This is a genomic window from Haematospirillum sp. H1815, from assembly GCF_012102705.1.
GTDB lineage: Bacteria > Pseudomonadota > Alphaproteobacteria > Rhodospirillales > Rhodospirillaceae > Haematospirillum.
The window spans coordinates 444,988-466,652 of sequence record NZ_JAAVTA010000001.1 but is presented as its reverse complement, the minus strand read 5'-3'; the positions used below and the strand labels follow the sequence as shown (position 1 = coordinate 466,652).

Sequence of the window (21,665 nt, the reverse complement as noted above, 5' to 3'; positions counted from 1 at the left end):
CATCTCACGCTACTCCCCTGCACGGTGTCAGACCCTGCATGCCGGGGCGGCGGCTTGGCCAGTCGAATACCACCCAGCGGGCGGTCTCGGTCAGGCGGTCGAAGCTGCGTTCGCCCAGGGCACGGTGTAATCCGGCACGGTCTTGGTTGGTCACAAGGACGGTTGGCATCAGAGCCCGGTAACGGCGGTCGATCAGTTCAAACAGGATGGTCTGCTCATTTTCAGTACCGCTGTTGACCGCAACTTCGTCGAGCACAAGCACATCAAAGGCGGTGAGGCGTTCCAGAACCTCGTCCTCGCGTTCCGGCGATTCCGGGCGCCACGTTGCCCGAACAGCCCGTATCAGGTCGGGCGCCGTCATGTAGCGCCCCCGGCGACCCGGCAGAACGGCTTGCAGGATTCCGGCAGCCAGGTGTGTTTTCCCGGTTCCCGGACGACCGGAGAACACAAGGCCCCGTCCACCCGTGCGCCCCTCTATCAAGGCTTCGGCATAGTTGCGGGCGACGGACAGGGCCTGCTTCTGACCCGAAGATACAGCTTCAAAGCACTCAAGGCCGAACCCTGAAAAACGGAGCGGAATCCGGGCGGCGCGGATAACTGCAAGCATGCGTTCCTCCTCGGCCTTTGCCCGCTGTTGCCGCCACTCCGACAGGCGTCGTTCCTCGGCCTCGCGCCGCCGCCTGTCGGTTGCCTCGGCATTGCAGCGGGGACAGCCGACCCACAGGATTTCATCGCGCAGCTGCACCCCCGTATTCCGGTACGCCCCGTGGCGGTCGCACGTCTGCATGTGCTCCCTCGCCGCAGTGGGAGCCGGGAAAGCGGTGGGTTCAGACAAAGGGGTCAGGTCAGGCGAATGTTCCATCGGTGTTAATCCCCGCTCGATAATCCAAGGCATCAAAGCCGCTGTGACGTGATGTGCCGCGCTGGGCTGCCCGGGCCGGGTACGAAAACGCCTGCGCCCGCATGCACCACCCCCGCCACGCGGCTTGCCAATCACGCATACGGCTGTCTTTTGACTGGTGATAGCTGATAAACCGCGCGCTCTCCCGCGCCAGGTCTACGCCGTGTTTCGCCGCAATCTCGCACCCGGTTTCGTCGGGCCAGAAATCGGGGGGCACCGGGGTTTCCGGCTTCCTGGGCTTTTTGGCGGCAACCTTTGCCCCCGGCGCCGGTTCTGCGGGAGTTGGCTTGCCCTCTGGCCGTAGTGCATCGGTCTCTTTATTTTGGCTCCAGCGTGCCTTTGCCGCTTGTTCCGCCCGTTCCCGCCGCAGCCGTGCGGCCTCAAGCTCGCGGTCGCACCGTGGCTGGCGCCAGCCGTCCGGCGTTTGGACGAAGAACTCTTCAAGAACACGGTCCACGGCGGCTTTCTGCTTGCGCGTAGTTGCGCGGACCCGCCGATACAGGTCGCGGCGGTCCAGTCGAAGAGGCTTGCCGGTGGTGTAATACAGGTCCAGCAGCCGCCTGTAGGCTATATCCTCGTCCCAGGTCAGATGATAAGCCGCCTTCATGTAGGCGTCGATGTGGAATGGATAGCAGGTCATGCTGTCCTCCCCCTCCATGTGGAGACGAATGTCGCTGTAAACGGGCTGTATCAGCCGCAGGCGGGGACCCTGTCAGGGGTGGCCGCGACAGAGTGGGAAAGCCGTGCGGACCGGCGCTTGTTCTTTTCTGCCGCCTTTCTCTCCGCAATATCGGCCATCAGGCAGGCAAGGCCTTCGGAACTGATCAGGGTGATGCCGTCAGGCGTGACGCCGGAATAGCAGGGGCCCAAGGCCTCGGCGGCCTCGTCAAACGGCTCGTGCACCGCCAAAGCCCAGCATACGTCGGCGAACTGGAACCAGGTGCAGCCGTCTTCATCAACGATGGTACGGACGGGGTGGCCCGAGAGGGCAAGCGGAACAACGGTTTTTGTGGGAGCGTGCGCAGGGGTGCTGTGGTCGCGCATGGCGAACCTCCTTTTGATCGGGTTGCGGAACCCAGCCACCGCGCTGTGAAACTTGGTGGCCGGACGTACAGGATTCACAGTACCGCCAAAAGGTAAACGGCGAGCCCGAAGGCTCTCCTGTGCGCCCGACCATAGGAAAACCGCGCTTTTATTGGCACGGTTCGGGCGCCTTTTGTAGTGCGAGCTGTGAAACCCGGTCGTGGAATTTGCCACGACGTTCGCACTGTGTCGGCAGCTTTGCGCCCTGTCAATATTTTTTGTGAATGGGGTACACGTTGCATTCATGGCCTGCTCCCTGACGGATCTCAAACGTCCGCCCCTGTGGTTTGTCTCTGCGCTGGGCTGCCCGGTGCCGCTACGGTTGACCGGGTATCACAGATGACCCGGAGAGCACTCAAGACCTTCGTCACTGAACCGTACAACCCCGATAACGTCGCCGTGCATGGCGATCGGGACCGTGCCGCTGAGCAGCATGGCGCCGTCCGGGGTGGCGGCGAAATAGTCGGACTGCATGAATTCGGGGGTCATTTCAATCTCGGCAGTCTCCCAGATTACCGCGCAAACATCGGCGAGATAGAGCCAGGTGCATCCGTCCTGATCGATGACGGCACGAGTAAGCGCGCCAAGCAGATCAACCGGCACGACTTTCTTGCTGACGGGGACGACTTCTCTGACGGCTACGCGTGCAGGGGCGCTGTGGGCGGTCATGGTGACCTCCTACTGGTGGGTTTGTTCCGGGTGGTTTGGCGGTGAAGCCCGTATCAGGGGCGTTACCCATGGTGGTAACGCAGGATAAGTTGCTATTCAAGGAAAAAATGCAAATTAAGGAATCTTATTTTCTGAATGTCGTACCGCGTCCACCCCCACCTGCCCATACACGCGCGTGCGTGCGCCTGTTTTAATTTTTTATTTTTTTAGTTATTTATTTAGTTGGTTGGATTTTTAACGCGTACGCATGCGCGGGCATAGCATAATTTCTTTTTAATCAATGGATTAGCCTGGCCGTCATGGCTGTTTTTTTGTTTGGGAATGCCTCTGCACATGCCGAGCAATGCTCGGAGCATAAGGTGAATTCTTTACAATCAATATGTTAATGGAAAATTACTGCTTATTTTCAGCGCAAGCGCATTTCCACGCGGCGGAACCTCTATGATCAACGGCTCGCGGGGGGAGGCATCCCAGTTGCTTTCCGCCCCTAGGCGACTGGGGCGGAAACGGCTGGACTGCACCGATTCGCCCAATCCCGGGGCATTCGTTCCTCCAAGCCCAATGATCGGGCAAAAATGAACAGCAATAAGCGAAATTTGCAAAATCCGGCTAATAGATTGCTCTATAACGTTTGAATGATGCTTATACCGCTTTATAACGGCTGCTAATTTTCATCATCGCCGGATAATTTTTTCATCCGGCAACCTTTGCTGGTAAAACTTTCTATCAGGCCTGAATTTCCTCAGCCTGTTTACCCGGCTATGCAGAATACAAAAAAAGAAGGACCAACTCATGTCGATCGGAAAGACAATACGAAGGCTACGCAAGTCCCGGGGGCTAACCCAAAGGCAGGTCGGCGATGTGCTGGGCCTCGGGGTAACCACGATGTCGCGGATAGAAAACGGCGAGGACAGCCTGCTCAGCATTGTTCGGATTCGGCAGTTTGCCGAAGCCCTTGGAGTGAGTGAAAGCGAGCTTACCGGAGCCTCCGACGCGAATGGGCGTAGCCAACCGCCTATCGCCATCCACGGGCAGTTGGCTGTCCATGCTGTTGTTATAGATGGGTTTTCTGACATGGACCTTCCACTAACCCTTCACCCGGAGTACCTGCGCACCATCACGCGGCGGCCGCTGTCCAACCTCCGGGCGGTGACTATCGACAGCGACGATATGGAGCCCACCCTGCGACCCGGTGACCAGATTCTGATCGATACGCGTGACGTTCGTCCGGACCGCCCGGGACTGTTGTTCTTTTGCACAGACACATTCAAGGGCGTCCGCAGAATTTCCACCACATTTAACAGCGGCTTTGTACATATCAGGCCTGATAACCCGGCGTACGGTGAGGGCGAAAATATAGATACTTCAAATATCTCTGCTGTAGGGCGGGTGATCTGGTCCGGGCGACGAATGTAAAAAACAAAAAAGCACATTTATTTCCTTAATAAGCAAAAACGTCCTTGACGGTCACCGGGCGAATGCATAACCTGTGTTCACTCATCGAGTGTTTGTGCAACCCATCGGCAAGCACTCTTTTCAAAAACAAGGGGATGAAAATCGTTACAGTCTGGCTCGCGATGACGACAAAGCAGGGCACGCCATGTCTTCTTCGTTGGCATCACCTGGCCCCGATCTTCTGATCACGCTGTAGCTCTGACATCCATCAGCGATGACCCGGCACAAGAACCGGGCAGCCTTTTGCGCTGCCGTGCAGCCAACGGAGGAAACTATGGAAGACCGCAAATTCCTTACACAAACCGAACTGGCCCAGCGCTGGAACATGGCCCGCGCGACGCTGACGAACTGGCGCTGCCTGGGCCGTGGCCCCGCCTATATCAAGATCAGCAGCAACATTCTTTACCCCGTTGCGGAGGTCATCCGCTGGGAGGACCAGAACATTGTAGACCCGGCAAGCGTACGGGAACGGAAGGCGGCGTGCCATGTCTGAGGTCACTCTGCGCGAGATCCGGGGTTGGTGCGGTCAAACAGGCCGTGAAATCCGGATCGACAGTGTTGGTCGGCTCTTCACGTCTGGCCCCGCCCGCGGCGGGGTACAGGAGCCACACTCCCTCGACTCCCTTACAGCAACCATTCTGGGCGAGCTTGCCAACACCGAAAAAAGCAAGGACCGGCTGTCACGCCTGAGCGGGCTTCTGGTCTACCTGCAAGACGAGCTGAAAAAAGAGGGCATCGCGTGCGACATCGCGGTCTCGGACCCGCCGCAGGCGCCGGGAAACGATAACGAACGCGTAGCCCTTCATCTTGGAACACAATCAAGCTGAAGGGGTGGGGCCGTGAACAGCATCAACAAGGTTACGTTGCTTGGTAATCTGGGCGGTGACCCCGAGATAAGGCTGACCCAAGAGGGTGGAAAAGTTGTCACCCTCTCCCTCGCAACGTCGGAAAGCTGGAAAGACCGCCAGACCGGAGAGCGCCGCGAAAAAACCGAATGGCACCGCGTCGTTATCTTCAACGAAAATCTGATCGGGCTGGCGGAAAAATATCTGCACAAGGGGTCGAGGGTCCTGCTGGAGGGCAGCTTGCAGACGCGCAAGTGGACGGACCGGAACAATATGGAACGCTACTCGACAGAGATTGTCCTCGGGCAATGGAAGGGCAGCATCTTCCTGCTCGACCGCCCGGCACAGGAAAGCGGAGAGACGTACGCCGCCTCCGAACCGTCTGCGTTGCCGGGCATTTCAGACGACAACATACCATTCTAGGGGAAAGCTCATGAACGGACTGCTTGCATTCATCAAGTGCCTTGGTGGTGGGGGATCAACCTGCCGACGCGGTGCGGGGAGCACCCTGCTCAACCTCATCTCCTTCCTTGAGCGATACACAGGTTACCTGTCCTGCCGGTGCGGAAAGTAAGGGGAGATGCGCCATGGAAGCAATGGATACATCCGCCGCTGATCGGCTGCGGTCTTTCGTCGAGCGTATTGAGCAGCTCGAAGACGAGAAAAGCGGCCTTTGCGCCGACATCGCAGAAGTCTACAGCGAAGCAAAATCAACAGGTTTCGATGCAAAGATCATTCGTAAGCTTATCAGCCTGCGGCGAAAGAGCACGCATGAGCTTGAGGAAGAAGAACAACTTCTCGCGCTCTATCGGATGGCGCTGGCAATAGCTCCCCTGGAACGGCTTGCCAGCGCAGGGGCGGACTGATGCGCGTGCTCATCGGGTGTGAATTTTCCGGCACCGTGCGCGACGCATTCCGGGCGGCGGGTCATGAGGCTTTATCTTGTGACCTGCTTGAGACGGAAGCGCCCGGACCGCACTACCAAGGGGACGTCAGTGACGTTCTGGACTACCCGTGGGACCTGGCGGTTTTCCATCCGCCGTGTACGGACCTGGCTGTGTCCGGCGCACGGCATTTCGAGGCCAAGCGTCAGGACGGGCGGCAACAAGCCGCCGTATCCTTCGTCATGCATCTGGCCCGCAGTGCTATTCCGCGCATCGCCATAGAGAATCCGATCTCGGTTCTGTCAAGGCTCTGGCGGAAGCCGGATCAGATCATCCAGCCATGGCAATTCGGTCACGGGGAAACCAAGGCTACGTGTCTGTGGCTGAAAGGCTTGCCGCTGTTGCAGCCCACCCACGTTGTTGAAGGACGGCAAGCACGCATCCATCACATGCCGCCATCGCCCGAGCGCTGGAAGCTTCGCAGCCGGACTTATCCCGGGATCGCCGAAGCCATGGCCGCGCAATGGGGGAGCGTCAGCGCATGAACGCGACACGAACAAAGCCCGTGGCCCAGGCGGTCATGGCACAACGATTTTCCGGGACGGGTCTGGACCGCCACGAATATTTTCCTACACCCCCGTGGGGTACGCGGGCGCTCTGCGAACATATTCTGGACCTGCGCGGCCAGAGTGTTTGGGAGCCAGCCTGTGGCGGCGGTCATATGGCCCGCGCCCTGGCGGAATACGCGGCCTGTGTCGAGGCCAGCGACATTGTACCCAGAGGCTTCGGGACCCCTTTCGATTTCCTGGCGCTCGAAAGCCCGCACCAGACGCCACCTCCCTTTGCCGCGGCTGACTGGGTCATCACAAACCCGCCCTTTCGGCACGTCGGTGATTTTATCCGCATAGGCCTGTCACAAGCCCGGTGTGGCATAGCCATGCTGGGGCGCCTTCAACTTCTGGAAGGCATCGAGCGTTGGCACAGCATCTGGAAGCCGTGGCGCGGGCATATCACGGTCGCTCCGTTCGTCGAGCGGCTTCCGATGGAAGAAGGGCTGGTTGCGCCGGACACTTCGACGGCAACCGCTTACGCTTGGCTGGTGATCAACAAACAACAGACCGGGCAACCGCCGCTGCGCCACATTCCGCCATGCCGTGCCACACTTGAAAAGCCCGGCGATTATGACCCGCTTGAAACCATCCAGGCTGTTCGCGCCCTCAAGACCAAGCGCGTGCAGGCGAGGGCTGCAAAATGAGCCCAGCGCGGGGACAAGATCCTTCATGCCTCCCCCGGAACGGTATGCGGATAAGTATAAACATACCACCGAAGGTGCCGACGGTGCCGTGGGTTCTGGTCATTGCGCTCTGGCTGATGATGGGCCTGCTGGTCAAGGATGTGGTTACGGGCGGCGTGAGCGTCTATCTGCAGCGCCCGCTCTGGTCACAGATTGCAACCGGGCTGGCAATGGGTGCCGCCATCATCAATGCCCTGGTGTATGGGCTCTTCGCTCTGATGGATCTCCGGGCCTTGCGGCGGATGCGCGAAGAACTCATTGTCGCTGTACTCGCCGCGGTGGGAGACGGTCGGGAGGGAACAGGCCAGGGCAAAAGAGGGCGGCGGAGTGCCTCCACAAAAGCAGGCCCAAAGATGGTGCGCCGATTCTTATCGCGGCAAAGTGTGGGACAAAGTGTGGGACAGCGCCGCTTCTCTTTTTTCAGAGCCTTATAAATCAAGGCGTTAGAGGGCTAATATGGCGGAGCGGGAGGGATTCGAACCCTCGGCACGAGTTACCCCGTGCGACAGTTTAGCAAACTGCTGGTTTCAGCCACTCACCCACCGCTCCTTGAATTCACATGGCGCATGACGCTGAACACGGTGCTTTCTATCGAAATATGAACTAGAGGTCAATATGTTAAAGGAAGGCCCTGAAATTTTTTCAGGACTCACGTGTTTCTAGGTCATGCAGATGATCCGCTTTATGATCTCCAAGAGCAAAGCTTTGCTTCAGAAAGCGGATAGCATGGGACAGTCCATGCTTGTCAATACCGTGAGGCAATCCTTGGCATGTAACGGTATTCACATCAACGCAGTTCTCCCTCAGGGCCCGTTCAGCCAATGCCATTGCCGGGTAGGGGACCACGGGATCAGCATCGCCATGAACGAGAAGCATGGGGGGGCGCGAAGTGACTTCATCGTGAAGGATTTCCGTCCCAACCAAGGCCCCCGAGAAACCAACGACAGCAGCCAAGGACGTGCTTTGTCGCAGTGCCACATGCATAGCCATCATCGCTCCTTGGGAAAATCCAACCAAGGCAATGCGCTCTAATGGAATCTGCTCTTTCTCAGTAATGCTATCAATAAAGCTTTGTAGGGAGGGTGCTGCTGTACGTGCGCCTTGCAGCAGACGAGCGTGGATAGGGGACATGGTTTCCGGTGCCCGCCGCATCATCTCTGGATCATAAGAAGCAAGGCTGAACCATTGCCGACCTGAAGGAGACATTTCGCAGGGTTCAGGGGCATGTGGAGAGTAGAAAGCGGTCCCTGGCAAGGCTTCTGCCATCTGTGGGGCAAGTCCGACAAGATCATGGCCGTCAGCACCATAGCCATGCAACAAAATGATCGCCTGCCGGACAGTGGAGTTGGCGGGGTGACGGTATTCTGGCCCGGAAAGAGACATTGGGTACATCCCTGTTGACTATGTGTAGCTTTGTTATTCCAGTTTTTCTTTTGCTTTCTTTGCAATTCTGGCAGGGGTGCGCCGTTTTGCAAGCTTCTTGGTGGGCGCGGTCTCTTCGGTTTTTTCCTGGGCCCCAGCAGCAGAGGGGGATCGGCGGCGTGTTGACTTCCTGGGGGTTTTTGATGTCGCCCCATCGCCTTCGTCTATTGTAGCGCTGTCCTGTGCTTGGTTTGCTTCGTCAGAGGCTGGACTGGAACTGCGGCGCGTTTTTCGACGCGGCGCAGAGTCCTTCTTGGGGGTTTCACTGGCCTCGGAATTTTCGTCTGCAGAATCCGACCCCGTGTTTTCCGGCTCGGCAGACGCTGATGCGTTCCGCTTTCTGGAGGGGCGCTTGCGTGTACGGCGTGTGCTGATAGGGTGTTTCGCCTCAGGGGCGATTGTATCTTCCGTGTGTGCAGCGAACGGCCTCTGGTCTTCTGCCAGTTCTGTCATGTCTGCATTCGGATCTACGTTCCTGTCCGGTTTTTCCTCTTTCTCTTCAGGAGGGAAAGGAGCGGGTAAAGGAGTGAGGCCTGATGCCACGCGCAGGGCATTTTCCTCCGTACGTGTCAGTGGGGCAAGGAGGAAGGCAGGCGTTATTCCGCCGAAGGCAACCGCATTATCAGAAAAAGTCATTTCTGCAACTTCATAGGCAGGGTGCGTCTTGTCACGTCCACGCCCCTCATGTCGTCTGTTGTCACGTGGGCGTCGCTCTCCACGGGTGCTGTCTGACCTCATGTCTTCTTGCTGTCTGCGCGGATTGCTTTCATTCCGTACTTCGGGTAACGGAACGGCGGGATCTGCTCCTTCAATGGCAATGCGGGGTATTTCCTTGCCTGTCAGCTTTTCAATAGAGGCAACCAGCTTAGCATCCTCTTCCGTTGCTATGGTCCAAGCAACACCATCGCGTCCGGCGCGACCTGTGCGGCCAATGCGGTGCACGTAGTCTTCAGCGTGGAGAGGGACATCAAAATTGAAAACGTGGGACACATCAGCAATGTCAATGCCCCTGGCCGCTACGTCGGAGCAGACCATCAGCCGGATTTCTCCTGCCTTGAAGGCTGCCAGTGTTGCAGTCCGTTCGGATTGGGCCATGTCCCCATGCAGTTGTGCGCAGTCAAAGCCGTGTTTCTTGAGCGAGCGATGCAAAATGGAGACATCGCGCTTGCGGTTACAAAAGATGAAGGCATTCCGGACGTCTTCCATCTGAAGAATGCGCCGCAGAGTTTCCCGTTTTGCGCCGGATTGAACAATAAGCATCTTTTGCAGCACGGTTTCAGCCGCAGTAGCCTGGCGCGCGACCTTGACCTCCTTGGGATTGTTCAGGAACACATTTGTCAGTCTGCGAATTTGCTCATCCATGGTTGCCGAAAAGAACAGGGTTTGCCGCAGGGGAGGTAAAAGGGAAACAATGCGTTCAACATCGGGGATGAAGCCCATATCCAGCATGCGGTCTGCTTCATCGATAACCAGAATTTTTACATCGCGCAGGATGATCCGACCTCTTTCAAAGAGGTCTATGAGCCGGCCAGGTGTTGCCACAAGAACATCGACGCCCCGGTCAAGAAGCTTTTCCTGCTCGGTAAAGCTTTCTCCCCCAATAAGCAGCGCCATTGAAAGGTTGTGATGCTTCCCGTATAGGGTGAAGTTCTCGGCCACTTGATTTGCCAACTCTCGTGTAGGGGCAAGAATAAGGGACCGGGGCATGCGCGCCTTGGCGCGTCCGTTGGCAAGAATATCGATCATGGGCAAGGTAAAGCTTGCCGTTTTGCCGGTTCCGGTTTGGGCAATGCCCATGACATCGCGGCCCATAAGAACCCAAGGGATGGCCTGTTCCTGGATGGGGGTAGGCGTTGAGTATCCTACTTCGGTAACGGCTTGGAGTGTTTCAGGGCTCAGGCCCAGATCGGCAAAGTTCATGGAAGTCGCAGCGCGGCCTGTACAGTTGGCGATGGAGAGGCGGTGGCATGGACAAGCCGCTGCCCGGTTCCATCATCATGGAGTTTGGGGGGCGATAATAGATAGTCCTCCGGCTCTGTCAATCATTGCCGCAGTCACTTGTCATAACATGTTTATCTTTGATTGCTAATGCTACATTGCGCTACCTTAAATATGTGCGAATGCCAAGTGGGGAGGGTAGTGTAGTGAGGGCGCGGGTACAGGATTCTATCTTGTTTGTGATTGATGTCCAGGAAGGTCGGTGCCCCGTTGTTGATAATCCTCGCAAGGTTATCTTTAATTGTGCCCGATTGCTGAGGGGGGCATCCATGTTCGGGATTCCTGCCGTTGTTACCGAGTTGTGTCCCGATATCTTTGGGCCTGTCATGCCTGATTTGCGCAATCTTCTTTCGGGTCATCGTTCTGTTGTCCGACGTACCCTGTCCTGTATGACTGACCAAGATGAGCATTCTATGGCAACCCGGTTGACAGGGAAGGCCGTGCGATCCGTTATTATTGGTGGCGTAGAGGCCCATGTTTCCGTTCTCCAGACCGTTCTGGATCTTGTGGCTGCGGATTATCGTGTGTTTGTGGTTTCTGATGCCTGCTCATCGCGTCATGCTGACGAAGAGCAGGTTGCTATGGCGCGTATGCAAGCGCTGGGTTGTCAGATTGTTACAACGGAAATGCTTCTTTTTGAATGGGTTGGTACAGCAGATAGCCCAGTTTTCCGTACTCTGGTGGACAGTTTGATCCGGTAGGAGGAGAAACGGGGCATTGTTAATGCCTTTAATGCATCCAGCTGGCGTCTGATGCTCTGTTCAGGCGTGTTCGCTTTTCGGCATCGCCAGTCGGTGCTCGTTACACACCACGCGCCACGCCAGCAGCAGCGCCCACGGGCCGCCCAGCGTCAGTACCAAGCCCAGTTGCTGCGACAGTCCGGCCAGAACTAGGCCACCGCCCAGCATCAGATAGTACATCAGGCCAAGGATGGCGCCGGCGGTGCCCGTGCAGTCCTTATAGTGGCGCAGTGCGCGTGCCAGAATATTGGGTATTGAGATACCGTACGCCATTACTACAAGTATCATCGGCAGCACAAACCACATCGTCTGCTTCCAGCAGCAACGCCAACACGCCGCCGATCAGCGACAGCGTACACGCCAGCGTCAACAGCGCGGTAAGCGGCCAGCGTCTACCGATCAAGAACGTGTTGATCGCGGCGCCGATACCGACCCCGGCCGCCAGCACCAGACCGGTATAGCCGAACCACTGCGCAGGCAGTTCCAGCGCCGCAAAGCGGAACGGCGCCAACTGGTAATAATTGAACATGCAGATATTGAACAGCGCCACCAGGAGCGCGCTGTACCAAATGTCGGCATCCTTTGTCATTTTTCCCAGGGTGCCGAAAAACGAACTTCGGGCAACCTGCTGCGGGCGCGTTTCCGGCAGCTGCCAATCGGCATAACCCAACAGCAAGGCCGCCAGCAGCGCCAGGCCACCGAATACCCCTTGATATCCCCAATAGTGGGTCAGCAGGGCGCCGCTTAGTACGCCGATCGCCGGGCTGATCGCCATGGCGATCCCCATCACCGAGAGCACCCGCGCCAGCTCATAACTGTCGAAACGGTCACAGATCGTGGTTTGCGTCCCCACACCACCACCCCCAGAGCGAAGGCGAGAAAGTAACAAGAGAGCGTTTGCGCCGCCATTTCGGCGCTCACCCGGAGCCCATCCGCAATGTGCGTCAGCGCCGGGCTGTAAATGGTTTCCACCACCTGGGGAAACATCATCATCGACGTTGCCAACGTCAAAGTCAGTTTACGTTGCATAGCGGATCCTGTAGCCAAAAAGGATAGATTTGAGGTAGTATTCTTATATCATCTTCTATCTTAATGATGTGGGGTGATAAACTCATAAAGCATTGGGCCATTGTATCCCCTTGTTGCCAAGCTATAGCGTGGTTTTTGCTTTTTTCATGCCACCCATTCAATTCTGTCTTGGGATAATTTTTTTATATTTTACTTCTTATGATGCAATATTTGATCCAAGAGATCTTGGAGATGTGTGTAGTTTTCTGTTGTTTTTTGTTTTATATTGGATTGCGCTCTCGTCTGTTAGGGCCTGTTACCTGACAGTCTCCCTTGTGTGGCTGGTGACAGATCCGGGAAGTTGGTTTGATTTCTGATGTACCAAGATAAGTGAAGCTTGACAGCTGTGGGGCAAGGATATAGTGTGCGCGCTCTTTCCAGACCAGAAAGTGTTTGAGGGTGTTGGAGCTATGCGCGTCCGGAATTCGCTTAAGTCGGCCAAGACTCGTGACAAGAACTGCCGTGTAGTTCGTCGCAAGGGCCGCGTGTACATTATAAACAAGAAGAATCCGCGCATGAAAGTGCGTCAGGGCTGATATCTTGTGCAGCGTTATGTTTTGATAGGTTCCTGCTTTGTTTGATCTCTTGGTGAGGTTTTGCAATCAGTATCCGTAGAAGGGCCACGCAAAAGCGTGGCTTTTTTATTGTCTGTGTCTATTCCACTCCAAAACAGGGTAGCCCTTTCCTGTTTAGGGCTACCCTGTTTACTGCGCGGCTTGGAGCTTACAGATTGTCGCCAATCTCTGCTATGCGCAGGACATTTGTGCTGCCGGGGGTACCGAACGGGACACCTGCAATGATGACGGCCTTGTCTCCAGCTTGTGCCAATTGGTCCCGTTCAGCAAGCCGGGTTGCCTTTTGCACCATGTCCCCGAAATCACGAACGCCTTCAGCTGTCACGGCGTGAATGCCCCAAACCAGAGCCAGTTGTCGGGCAACCCGGACATCAGGCGTCAAGCCCAGAATGGGTACGGGGGGCCGTTGCCGGGCTTGCCGGAAGGCTGTAGAGCCAGATGAGGTAAATGTAACAATTGCTTTAGCTTCAACCGTCGCGGCGACTTGGCTCGCCGCTGCGCAGATAGCATCAGCAGCGGTATTTTCAGGTTTCAAGGGATGGGAGTTGATAATTTGGCGATATGTTTCATCATGTTCAACGCTGGCTATGATTTTGCTCATGATTGAAACAGCTTCTACGGGATATTGCCCGGCTGCTGTTTCTGCGGAAAGCATGACAGCATCAGCCCCATCATAGACAGCTGTTGCCACATCGGATGCTTCAGCCCGGGTTGGTGTGGGGGCGCTGATCATACTTTCCAGCATCTGGGTTGCCACAACAACGGGCTTTCCCTGTTGGCGGCAGACAGACAGAATTTTCTTCTGCAGGATGGGAACCACTTCCGGTGGACACTCGACACCTAGATCGCCGCGGGCAACCATAACGGCATCCGACAAGTTTACGATATCGTGCAGGGCTGTGATGGCCTGTGGCTTCTCAAGTTTGGAAATAATACCAACCTGATTGCCTGTAAGGGCGCGTGCTTCAGCAACATCCTCTGCCCGCTGCACAAACGACAGGGCGACCCAGTCCACACCAAGAGAAAGGCCGAACATGAGGTCTTTCCTGTCTTTCTCGGTCAAGGCAGAAATGGGGAGGACTTCACCGGGAACATTCAGGCCTTTGTTGTTGGAGAGAGTGCCGCCGACAACAACCGTTGTCATAGCGTGATTCTCGCCGCGCGCTGTAACCCGTACCCTGATCTTGCCATCATCCATCAGGAGCTCGGTGCCGACCTTCAGTACGGCGAAAATTTCCGGGTGTGGCAGGCAGACACGGGTCTTGTCGCCAGGAGTTTTATCCATGTCCAGACAAAAATCTTGGCCATTCTCAAGAGTAACCTTCCCTTGGGCAAAGGTTCCGACCCGTAGTTTCGGGCCTTGCAGGTCCATGATAATGGAGATCGGCCGTCCGGTTTTCTCTTCAGCAGCCCGGATCATATTATAACGGGCCCGGTGGTCCTCATGTGATCCATGGCTGAAATTCAGCCGGAAAACATCGGCACCTGTGCGTGCCAACATTTCAATTTGTTCGGCCGTTGAGGACGAAGGGCCGAGGGTGGCAATGATTTTGGCGTGGCGTTCGCGTCTCATGGAATTACTGTTCTTTTCATAGGGTGATGCAGGATTGATGAAGTCCCGGGTGATCATCTGAATTCTTTTATGAGGTCATGTTTTTAGCAGGACACAGACGCAAAAGCGACCTGTGATTTTCTGCCGGAGAGTGTGATGATGCTAAAGCGTTTTTCTTTAGGTTGTTTCTATAAATTTATGCCTTGGTACACTGGATATGGTTACGTTTCTTGATACTGCCTCGCTGCTTGATGCAGATGAGCCCGCTCCTTTCGAGATTTTTAATCCGGGTGGGCAAGCCCCTGTGTTGCTTGTGGCAGATCACGCCAGCAACCGCATTCCACGCTGTCTTGGTGGTCTTGGATTGTCTACCGCCGATCAACAAAGACATATCGCCTGGGATATTGGGTCTGCTGATCTGACCATGTCCCTATCTCTTTTGTTGCATGCGCCTGCTGTCTTGTGTGGTTATTCGCGCTTGGTCATTGACTGTAACAGGCTGCCCGGAGACCCGGATTCAATTCCTGTGTCCTCTGACGGGACCGTTATTCCCGGAAACTGCGGTTTATCCGAGGCAGGGCAGGAAGTCCGTACAACGGATATATTCAATCCCTATCACCAGGCTGTGGCTGACACGCTGGCTCATATGTGGCGTCGTTGTCCTACGGTACCACCGGCCTTGCTTTCCATGCACTCCTTTACACCGCAGCTGCTGTCGATCGAGCATCCCCCCCGTCCTTGGCAGGTGGGGCTTTTGTGGAATCGTGATCCCCGGCTTGCGGTTCCACTGATGGAGGGGCTGCGTGCATGCGGTGACGGATTTTGCATTGGGGATAATCAACCTTACAGCGGGCGTGATATTGCCTTTACCGTTGATCGCCATGCAGCTTCTGCTGGTTTACCCCATGCGGGCATCGAAGTCCGGCAGGATGAAATTGATACCAAGGACAAGGCGCATGTATGGGCCTGTCGCCTTGCTGAGGTTCTGGATCCGTTGGTCGGTCACCCTGATGTGCACAGGATTTATCATTATTAATGGCTGCACGGGCGTCCTTTCTCTTGACCAAACCCGGAGGGTTCGGAGTAAGACAGAGGAACTGTGAAACCCGTGGCCAAGTCCGGGGCCAGGGGCTTTTCCTGCCTCTGTTGCCCGTGCAAATTCGAGGTACATCTGCATATGGAAAGTATGGACAATTCTGCAGCTGAGCAGCTGCGTTCAATTATTGAGCGTATTGAGCGGCTGGAAGAAGAAAAAACCAACATTGCCTCTGACATAAAGGACATTTATGGAGAGGCAAAATCAATGGGATACGATGTGAAGATCATACGAAAGGTTATCAGCTTGCGTAAAAAGCAGCCCCATGAGCTGGAAGAAGAAGAGCAGTTGCTGACACTCTACCGTATGGCTGTCGGGGTCTGAGCAAAGTATATAAGGGAACGTATCCTTCCCTGAAGAAAGGCTCCTATAGCTTTCTTCAGGGAAGAGAGACTTTTTTAAGCGGCTTCCATGGCGTGTCGCTTCGCCCGGAACTCGGACAGAAGGTGTTCCTGCTGCCGGCGTGCCTTGCGTACATTATCTTCCAGTATGTGGCCGTATCCCCGCATGGTAAGCGGTAGTGAAGCCAACTTGACAGCGGTATCCAAGTTTTCGGCGCTCAGGTTGGAAGCTATTTCTGAAAGCAAGGTTTGGAAATCGGTGATCAGTTGTCGTTGCATCTTCCTTTCAGCGGTATAGCCAAAGGGGTCTATATAGCTTCCCCTGATTGTTCGTATCCGGGCCAGAACTTTCATGACGGGCAAAACCCAGCTTCCAAAGGCTGATTTTTCAAGATGTCCAGTTTCACGATTGCGGTGTGCAAGAAGGGGAGGTGCAAGATAGAATGTCAGCTTCAGTTTCCCTTCAAATTGGGACTTCAGTTTAGACATGAAGCTGCTGTCGGTATACAGGCGGGCAACTTCATATTCGTCTTTGTAAGACATTAGCTTGAACAAAGAGCGTGCGGCTGCGGCAGTCAGGGCCGTACTGTTTATTCTCAGTTTTTCTTCAGCACTGCGCAATTCTTTGATGCTGGTTTCATAACGATTGGCCCAACGACGATCCTGCCAGCTTTCCAGAAATAAAGAACGCCTGGATATAATATTATCCAGTGTTTCTGAAAGGTTATGGTGTGCTGGTGCCTTATCTGGGAAGGCTATGCCGGCAATCTGTTCTGGCGCTACGGCGGTGTGACGCCCCCACATGAATGCCATGCGATTGAACTCTGGCCTGACACCATTAAGTTCTATGGCCCTCATGATCGATTCCCGGGAGAGGGGAATAAGGCCTTTCTGCCAAGCGTAGCCAATCAGGAACAGGTTGGTTGCTAGGCTGTCTCCCATCAAGGTTGTGGCCAGCTCTGATGCATTGACAAAAGAGGTATGCTCTTTGCCGACAGTGCTTTCAATCGTTTGAATAATATCTGTTCCGGGGAAAACAGCATCGGGGTTACGCGTAAACTCTGCTGTCATGGTTTCCTGTGTGTTGATAACAGCCGAGGTGTGCCCGAAACCCATCCTGAGAATCGCATCATGCCCCGCTGCTGTCAGACCATCGCACCCCAGCACAAGATGTGCCTTGCCCTGTGAAATACGGGCAGCGTGTATATGGTCTGTCGATTGAGCGATGCGCAGGTGGCTGATAACCGCTCCATTCTTTTGGGCGAGTCCAACCTGATCAAGAACCGAGGCTATTTTGCCTTCCAGGTGGGCGGCCATGCCAAGTAACGCTGATATGGTAATGACCCCTGTTCCACCAATTCCTGTTATAACAATGTTATAGGAGCCAGGCTCAATAGCGGGAATCATGGGTTCGGGAGGACATTCAAGGTTTGAGAGATATGCATGTCCTTCGCGTTTCCGTAGCTTTCCACCTGTGACTGTAATGAACGAGGGGCAAAAGCCCTTGATGCACGAGAAGTCTTTGTTACAGGAAGACTGATCGATTTTTCTTTTGCGCCCAAACTCTGTTTCCAAGGGTTCAATGGCAACGCAGTTGGACTGTGAGCCACAGTCTCCGCATCCCTCACAGACAAGATCATGAATAAAGACCCGTTTGTCAGGGTCCGGCATTTTGCCTCTTTTACGACGACGGCGTTTCTCGGCGGCACATGTTTGTTCATAAATCAGGACGCTGACGCCTGGTGATTGGCGCAGCTGGCGTTGTAGTTCATCCAGTGTGTCGCGGTGGTGAAGTGTTGTGTGCGGCGGTAGGGATGGCATAACCTTTCGGAATACTTCGGGTGCATCGGAAACGATGGCAATGCGTTTGACACCTTCAGCTGCAACCTGTGCAACCAGGGACGGAACTGTCAGTGGGCCATCGAAGCGTTGTCCACCCGTCATGGCAACGGCATCATTGAACAGGATACGGTAGGTTATATTGACGTTAGCTGCGATTGCTTGGCGTATGGCCAGAAGTCCGGAATGAAGATAGGTACCATCCCCCAAGTTGGCAAACACATGTTTTTCTTCGGTGAATGGGGCTTGTCCGACCCAGGGAACGCCTTCTCCCCCCATCTGGGTAAATGTGCTGGTTGACCGATCCATCCACGTCACCATGTAATGGCAGCCGATGCCACCGATTGCCCGCGATCCTTCGGGTACCTTTGTTGACGTGTTGTGTGGGCAGCCGGCACAGAAGTGAGGAATTCTTTTAACCGCGATGGGTTCATTGTGTTTGGCGTGTTCAAGAAAGAGCAAGCGTTCCCTGATAGAGGCAAGAGGGTTTATGCTGGAAAGAATGGGGCCGAGGACAAGGGCAATCTGATCTGGTCCCAGTTCTCCTGTGGCTTGAAAAGCGGGCTCTCCGGTGGGGCTGTGTTTGCCGGTTATTCTGGGGGCGTTATGCCGAAGCTGATTGTACAGCAGCTCCTTGACCTGTGTTTCGATAACGGGCCTCTTTTCCTCAATAACAACAAGATGCTCCAGCCCCCTTGCAAAAGAGAGGATGCCATCTGGTTCCAGAGGCCACGGCATGCCAACCTTGAAAAGCCTTAGTCCAAGGCTATGGGCTTCATTTTCCTTGATGCCCATATCATCAAGAGCTTGCAGGGTATCCAGCCAGCTCTTTCCCGCAGCAATAATGCCAATACGTGCAGCAGGGGTGTCAAAGGAAACAAAATTGATCCGATTGTAGCGGGCAAAGGCGACGGCTGCCGGAATCTTGTAGTTTATGAGGCGGTACTCCTGTTCCAGCGGTGAGTCTGGTACGCGGATATGAAGACCGTCTTCGGGCATGTTTCCCTGTTCAGGATCTGAGAAAGTATAGCGCCCAAGATCAGCCTCAACCGTTGATGAGCTATCCAGAACCTCGCTGATGCATTTCAGGGCAACCCAACATCCGGAATAGCGACTCATCTGAATCGCCATAACTCCATAGTCCAAGATATCCTGAACATTGGACGGGTATAGAACCGGTATTTGCAGATCCATATAGGTGTAGTCGGTCTGGCTGGGTACAGTGGATGATTTGGCTGCATGATCATCACCGGAGAACAGAACAACCCCGCCATGCCGACTTGTTCCTGCCATGTTTGCGTGACGGAAGACGTCACCGGATCGGTCAACGCCTGGGCCTTTGCCATACCAGTATCCGCAGACACCATCATACCGTTGTCTAGGGAACATTGATCCTTGCTGGCTTCCCCACACGGCTGTTGCCGCAAGATCTTCGTTAAGCCCCGGCTGGAATACAATGTGGTGTTTCTCAAGGTGCTTCTGAGCTGCGAGCAGCGTTGTATCAAGAGTGCCAACCGGTGATCCCCGATACCCCGATATAAAGCCGGCTGTATCAAGGCCATTCCCGATGTCCAGAATGCGCCGTGTCATGGGTATGCGGGCCAAGGCCTGAATCCCCGACAGATAGATTCTTCCGGATGATGCAGCATACTTGTCTTCAAGAGTGATGCGATGATCAATCCCCATGTTTTCCTCCCTGGAACAGCTTTTCTTTTTTCAGGCCGTTCTCTTTCCGCAGTCGTTTTGATCTTGCGGTATATGGTCCCCGGAAAAAGGATAGGGGGAGCAGGAGAAAATACAATAGGACTGTTATGCTGACCTGTTATGGGCTCTGATTTGATGAGGCCAACGTATTCGGCGCATCTTTATGTTTTCTTCTGGTCCACAGAAGAACAAAGATTGTTTTGCCTGCGCCCAAGTACTGAAGGCGGGCAAGAATCATATATTACGACCGATAGAGCTGATCCAGAGTCGCTCTCCATCGCTCAAGGATAACGTGGCGTCTTATTTTCAGAGTGGGCGTCAGCATGGCATTGTCGATGGTGAAGGCTTCGGGGGCAATGACAAAGCGGCGCACGGTCTCTATGGTGGAGAGTTCCTTGTTAACCCTTTCAAGGGCGGCACTGATACGTCGCAGTATTTCCGGTTCCTTGGCCAGTATAGTCAGATCGGGTGGCACGCCCTTTTCTGCTGCAACAGCACTGATCAGTTCTTCACTTGGAACGACAAGGGCAACCAGATGCGGGCGCTTGTCCCCGTAAACCATGGCCTGTGCAATTTCAGGCTCCAATGTCAGGAAGCCTTCTATCCTTTGCGGAGATATGTTGTCACCGCCGGAATTGACAATAATATCCTTTTTTCTGTCTGTGATGAAGATGTGCCCTTCCGGGTCGATATGCCCGATGTCACCTGTGTGAAGCCATCCATCGGGGTCAATAACTGCAGCTGTTGCTTCCGGGTTGTTCCAGTACCCCTGCATGACCATTTCGCCCCTGACGCAAATCTCCCCGTCTTCTGCGATCTTTGCTTCAACGCCATTCAGGGCAGGGCCAACGCTTTCCATTTTTGGATTATCCGGCGTATTGACCGAAATCAGGGGGCCTGCCTCAGTTTGCCCATATCCTTGAAGAATGCGGATCCCCAAGGCTGTGAAAAAGTATCCGACGTCAGGGTTAAGAGGAGCACCGCCTGATACAAAGGCCTTCAGGTGTCCGCCGAAGCCTGCTGCAATTTTCCGTCGTACAAGAAGTGTACAGGCGACATTTATCAGGAGTTCCAAGGGGCCAATTTGTGTTTTATGGCAATAACGTTTTGTGCCCAGGCTAAGGGTCTTGTGAAACAGCCAAGTCTTGAGTCCGGAACTTTTTTCCGCCGATCGCAGCATTTTTGTCCGCATGACTTCATAAATGCGTGGTACGGCGGCCATAAGGGTTGGCTTGGCTGCAGCCATGTTGCGACCAAGCGCATCGATGCTTTCTGCGTAATAGATTTGCGCCCCGATCGAAACCGGAAAAAATTGACCCGCGCTGTGCTCATAGGCATGGCTGAGTGGCAGGAAGGACAGAAAGCGTTCTTGCCCCAATCCCAGCTTGACCAGAACATCATGGGCACCCCGGCAATTGGCAAGAATAGAGGCATGGGACAGCATAACCCCCTTGGGTGCCCCACCGGTCCCGGATGTATAAATGATACAGGCTGTATCTGTACGTTGCGGCAGGGTAGGCAAGGGGAGATGCTGTTTCTTGGCTCCCTTTGCAATCAGGTCGTCCCAAAAGAACAGCGAAACCCCCGGATTTTGCTTCAGGTCCCCCGCGTTGATCAGGATAACATGCGGCGGGTGTGCGATGTGGGCTGCTGCGTGTAACAGAGGTCGCATCAGTCGACCGCTGGAAACAATAACGGCGCGGGCGCCTGAATCGGTCAACACATGCCTGTGATCATTCGGTGTATTTGTTGTGTAGGCTGGAACAGAAATGGCACCGGCGGCCATGATGGCCAGATCGCCAAGGCACCATTCCGGGCGGTTTTCCGAGACCAGGACAACACGGTCACCGGTTTTGATTCCCATTTCAGTCAGCCCATGGGCCAAGGACCGCACTGTTATGGCGGCATCTTCCCAGCTTATCGGGCAGTAAGATCCTTTGACCACCCTCCATAGAAAGGGTGCAGGACCAAAGAATGCGGCCTGTTCGAAGAACATGGAAACCAGACTGGTTGTGGTTTCATAATTGACGGCACGTCCCCTCAAATGCCTTCTCCTGATGGGCCGGTCTTGTTGTCCGGTCTTGTTGTCCGGTCTTGTTGTCCGGTCTTGTGGAAATCCTCGAGTCTCGGCACACTGGGTGCCATAAACTGGGCGGCAGCACCACAACGGGCTTACGGTGTGTAGGGGCTGTCGTCATT

General features: G+C 55.0%; 23 protein-coding genes and 1 tRNA gene. 12 read left to right on the top strand and 12 right to left on the bottom strand.

Annotation, left to right across the window (positions count from 1 at the left end):
• Nucleotides 1–4: 4 nt before the first annotated feature.
• From HEQ60_RS02215 to HEQ60_RS02200, 4 genes are all read right to left on the bottom strand, one after another.
• Nucleotides 5–787 carry an ATP-binding protein gene (locus HEQ60_RS02215; protein ID WP_168068997.1) on the bottom strand — a complete coding sequence of 261 codons (783 nt, stop codon included), beginning with the start codon at nt 785–787 and terminating at the stop codon, nt 5–7.
• Between the two features lie 58 nt (nt 788–845).
• The gene (locus HEQ60_RS02210) at nt 846–1,541 is read right to left on the bottom strand and encodes a DUF1376 domain-containing protein (RefSeq protein ID WP_168068995.1); all 696 of its coding nucleotides are present in this window, start codon (nt 1,539–1,541) and stop codon (nt 846–848) included.
• A 50-nt stretch (nt 1,542–1,591) separates the two neighbouring features.
• On the bottom strand, nt 1,592–1,945 hold the full coding sequence (locus HEQ60_RS02205) for a hypothetical protein (RefSeq protein ID WP_168068993.1): 354 nt from the start codon (nt 1,943–1,945) through the stop codon (nt 1,592–1,594).
• A gap of 372 nt (nt 1,946–2,317) precedes the next feature.
• Nucleotides 2,318–2,653: a hypothetical protein gene (locus HEQ60_RS02200; protein WP_167812236.1), complete on the bottom strand. Its 336-nt coding sequence runs from the start codon at nt 2,651–2,653 to the stop codon at nt 2,318–2,320.
• A gap of 792 nt (nt 2,654–3,445) precedes the next feature.
• On the opposite strand from HEQ60_RS02200, the gene HEQ60_RS02195 reads away from it, so the two are divergent.
• The 8 genes from HEQ60_RS02195 to HEQ60_RS02160 all read left to right on the top strand — a co-directional run bounded on the left by HEQ60_RS02195 (nt 3,446) and on the right by HEQ60_RS02160 (nt 7,565).
• Nucleotides 3,446–4,069 carry an XRE family transcriptional regulator gene (locus HEQ60_RS02195; RefSeq protein WP_168068991.1) on the top strand — a complete coding sequence of 208 codons (624 nt, stop codon included), beginning with the start codon at nt 3,446–3,448 and terminating at the stop codon, nt 4,067–4,069.
• A gap of 313 nt (nt 4,070–4,382) precedes the next feature.
• Nucleotides 4,383–4,601 (top strand): helix-turn-helix transcriptional regulator, encoded by a 219-nt coding sequence (locus tag HEQ60_RS02190; RefSeq protein WP_168068989.1) that lies wholly within the window; start codon nt 4,383–4,385, stop codon nt 4,599–4,601.
• The gene (locus HEQ60_RS02185) at nt 4,594–4,935 is read left to right on the top strand and encodes a hypothetical protein (protein ID WP_168068987.1); all 342 of its coding nucleotides are present in this window, start codon (nt 4,594–4,596) and stop codon (nt 4,933–4,935) included. The genes HEQ60_RS02190 and HEQ60_RS02185 overlap by 8 nt, the downstream gene beginning before the upstream one ends.
• 12 nt (nt 4,936–4,947) lie before the next feature.
• Nucleotides 4,948–5,376: a single-stranded DNA-binding protein gene (gene ssb, locus HEQ60_RS02180; protein WP_168068985.1), complete on the top strand. Its 429-nt coding sequence runs from the start codon at nt 4,948–4,950 to the stop codon at nt 5,374–5,376.
• Nucleotides 5,377–5,540: 164 nt separating this feature from the next.
• The gene (locus tag HEQ60_RS02175) at nt 5,541–5,819 is read left to right on the top strand and encodes a DUF2312 domain-containing protein (RefSeq protein ID WP_168068983.1); all 279 of its coding nucleotides are present in this window, start codon (nt 5,541–5,543) and stop codon (nt 5,817–5,819) included.
• Nucleotides 5,819–6,382 carry a DNA cytosine methyltransferase gene (locus tag HEQ60_RS02170; protein WP_168068981.1) on the top strand — a complete coding sequence of 188 codons (564 nt, stop codon included), beginning with the start codon at nt 5,819–5,821 and terminating at the stop codon, nt 6,380–6,382. Before HEQ60_RS02175 ends, HEQ60_RS02170 begins: the two co-directional genes overlap by 1 nt.
• Entirely contained in the window at nt 6,379–7,092 is a 714-nt protein-coding gene (locus HEQ60_RS02165; protein WP_168068979.1) for an SAM-dependent DNA methyltransferase, read from the top strand. The genes HEQ60_RS02170 and HEQ60_RS02165 overlap by 4 nt, the downstream gene beginning before the upstream one ends.
• 83 nt (nt 7,093–7,175) lie before the next feature.
• Nucleotides 7,176–7,565 carry a hypothetical protein gene (locus HEQ60_RS02160; protein WP_168068977.1) on the top strand — a complete coding sequence of 130 codons (390 nt, stop codon included), beginning with the start codon at nt 7,176–7,178 and terminating at the stop codon, nt 7,563–7,565.
• Between the two features lie 23 nt (nt 7,566–7,588).
• On the opposite strand, the gene HEQ60_RS02155 is transcribed toward HEQ60_RS02160, so the two are convergent.
• The 3 genes from HEQ60_RS02155 to HEQ60_RS10930 all read right to left on the bottom strand — a co-directional run bounded on the left by HEQ60_RS02155 (nt 7,589) and on the right by HEQ60_RS10930 (nt 10,473).
• Nucleotides 7,589–7,680 (bottom strand) — tRNA-Ser (locus HEQ60_RS02155).
• Between the two features lie 93 nt (nt 7,681–7,773).
• On the bottom strand, nt 7,774–8,514 hold the full coding sequence (locus tag HEQ60_RS02150) for an alpha/beta hydrolase (protein ID WP_168068975.1): 741 nt from the start codon (nt 8,512–8,514) through the stop codon (nt 7,774–7,776).
• A 33-nt stretch (nt 8,515–8,547) separates the two neighbouring features.
• Complete coding sequence (locus HEQ60_RS10930; protein ID WP_168068973.1) at nt 8,548–10,473, bottom strand: DEAD/DEAH box helicase; 1,926 nt, start codon at nt 10,471–10,473, stop codon at nt 8,548–8,550.
• A gap of 224 nt (nt 10,474–10,697) precedes the next feature.
• Here HEQ60_RS10930 and HEQ60_RS02140 point away from each other — a divergent pair, with 224 nt between their 5' ends.
• The gene (locus HEQ60_RS02140) at nt 10,698–11,252 is read left to right on the top strand and encodes an isochorismatase family protein (protein ID WP_168068971.1); all 555 of its coding nucleotides are present in this window, start codon (nt 10,698–10,700) and stop codon (nt 11,250–11,252) included.
• Between the two features lie 60 nt (nt 11,253–11,312).
• Here HEQ60_RS02140 and HEQ60_RS10445 read toward each other — a convergent pair whose 3' ends face one another.
• Both HEQ60_RS10445 and HEQ60_RS10440 read right to left on the bottom strand, forming a co-directional pair.
• Nucleotides 11,313–11,579: a hypothetical protein gene (locus HEQ60_RS10445; protein ID WP_209315355.1), complete on the bottom strand. Its 267-nt coding sequence runs from the start codon at nt 11,577–11,579 to the stop codon at nt 11,313–11,315.
• A complete protein-coding gene (locus HEQ60_RS10440; RefSeq protein ID WP_245183694.1) occupies nt 11,509–12,180 on the bottom strand; it encodes an MFS transporter in 672 nt (223 codons plus the stop codon). The genes HEQ60_RS10445 and HEQ60_RS10440 overlap by 71 nt, the downstream gene beginning before the upstream one ends.
• Nucleotides 12,181–12,769: 589 nt before the next feature.
• On the opposite strand from HEQ60_RS10440, the gene ykgO reads away from it, so the two are divergent.
• Entirely contained in the window at nt 12,770–12,895 is a 126-nt protein-coding gene (gene ykgO, locus HEQ60_RS02130; protein ID WP_081628433.1) for a type B 50S ribosomal protein L36, read from the top strand.
• Between the two features lie 187 nt (nt 12,896–13,082).
• Here ykgO and pyk read toward each other — a convergent pair whose 3' ends face one another.
• On the bottom strand, nt 13,083–14,507 hold the full coding sequence (gene pyk, locus HEQ60_RS02125; RefSeq protein WP_168068969.1) for a pyruvate kinase: 1,425 nt from the start codon (nt 14,505–14,507) through the stop codon (nt 13,083–13,085).
• A 196-nt stretch (nt 14,508–14,703) separates the two neighbouring features.
• Between pyk and HEQ60_RS02120 the strand changes: the two genes are divergently transcribed.
• Nucleotides 14,704–15,522, top strand: coding sequence for an N-formylglutamate amidohydrolase (locus HEQ60_RS02120; protein ID WP_168068967.1), 819 nt, complete (start codon nt 14,704–14,706; stop codon nt 15,520–15,522).
• 141 nt (nt 15,523–15,663) lie between these two features.
• Nucleotides 15,664–15,906, top strand: a complete 243-nt coding sequence (locus HEQ60_RS02115) for a DUF2312 domain-containing protein (protein ID WP_168068965.1) — start codon at nt 15,664–15,666, stop codon at nt 15,904–15,906.
• 74 nt (nt 15,907–15,980) lie between these two features.
• On the opposite strand, the gene HEQ60_RS02110 is transcribed toward HEQ60_RS02115, so the two are convergent.
• Both HEQ60_RS02110 and HEQ60_RS02105 read right to left on the bottom strand, forming a co-directional pair.
• A complete protein-coding gene (locus HEQ60_RS02110; protein WP_168068963.1) occupies nt 15,981–19,448 on the bottom strand; it encodes an indolepyruvate ferredoxin oxidoreductase family protein in 3,468 nt (1,155 codons plus the stop codon).
• 259 nt (nt 19,449–19,707) lie between these two features.
• Nucleotides 19,708–21,510 (bottom strand): long-chain fatty acid--CoA ligase, encoded by a 1,803-nt coding sequence (locus tag HEQ60_RS02105; protein WP_322099270.1) that lies wholly within the window; start codon nt 21,508–21,510, stop codon nt 19,708–19,710.
• Nucleotides 21,511–21,665 lie beyond the last annotated feature (155 nt).

Coding starts and splice junctions, on each gene's coding strand:
- HEQ60_RS02215 (WP_168068997.1), bottom strand. CDS start 787: ATGCAGACGTGCGACCGCCACGGGGCGTACCGGAATACGGGGGTGCAG.
- HEQ60_RS02210 (WP_168068995.1), bottom strand. CDS start 1,541: ATGACCTGCTATCCATTCCACATCGACGCCTACATGAAGGCGGCTTAT.
- HEQ60_RS02205 (WP_168068993.1), bottom strand. CDS start 1,945: ATGCGCGACCACAGCACCCCTGCGCACGCTCCCACAAAAACCGTTGTT.
- HEQ60_RS02200 (WP_167812236.1), bottom strand. CDS start 2,653: ATGACCGCCCACAGCGCCCCTGCACGCGTAGCCGTCAGAGAAGTCGTC.
- HEQ60_RS02195 (WP_168068991.1), top strand. CDS start 3,446: ATGTCGATCGGAAAGACAATACGAAGGCTACGCAAGTCCCGGGGGCTA.
- HEQ60_RS02190 (WP_168068989.1), top strand. CDS start 4,383: ATGGAAGACCGCAAATTCCTTACACAAACCGAACTGGCCCAGCGCTGG.
- HEQ60_RS02185 (WP_168068987.1), top strand. CDS start 4,594: ATGTCTGAGGTCACTCTGCGCGAGATCCGGGGTTGGTGCGGTCAAACA.
- HEQ60_RS02175 (WP_168068983.1), top strand. CDS start 5,541: ATGGAAGCAATGGATACATCCGCCGCTGATCGGCTGCGGTCTTTCGTC.
- HEQ60_RS02170 (WP_168068981.1), top strand. CDS start 5,819: ATGCGCGTGCTCATCGGGTGTGAATTTTCCGGCACCGTGCGCGACGCA.
- HEQ60_RS02165 (WP_168068979.1), top strand. CDS start 6,379: ATGAACGCGACACGAACAAAGCCCGTGGCCCAGGCGGTCATGGCACAA.
- HEQ60_RS02150 (WP_168068975.1), bottom strand. CDS start 8,514: ATGTCTCTTTCCGGGCCAGAATACCGTCACCCCGCCAACTCCACTGTC.
- HEQ60_RS10930 (WP_168068973.1), bottom strand. CDS start 10,473: ATGAACTTTGCCGATCTGGGCCTGAGCCCTGAAACACTCCAAGCCGTT.
- HEQ60_RS10445 (WP_209315355.1), bottom strand. CDS start 11,579: ATGATACTTGTAGTAATGGCGTACGGTATCTCAATACCCAATATTCTG.
- ykgO (WP_081628433.1), top strand. CDS start 12,770: ATGCGCGTCCGGAATTCGCTTAAGTCGGCCAAGACTCGTGACAAGAAC.
- pyk (WP_168068969.1), bottom strand. CDS start 14,507: ATGAGACGCGAACGCCACGCCAAAATCATTGCCACCCTCGGCCCTTCG.
- HEQ60_RS02120 (WP_168068967.1), top strand. CDS start 14,704: ATGGTTACGTTTCTTGATACTGCCTCGCTGCTTGATGCAGATGAGCCC.
- HEQ60_RS02115 (WP_168068965.1), top strand. CDS start 15,664: ATGGAAAGTATGGACAATTCTGCAGCTGAGCAGCTGCGTTCAATTATT.
- HEQ60_RS02110 (WP_168068963.1), bottom strand. CDS start 19,448: ATGGGGATTGATCATCGCATCACTCTTGAAGACAAGTATGCTGCATCA.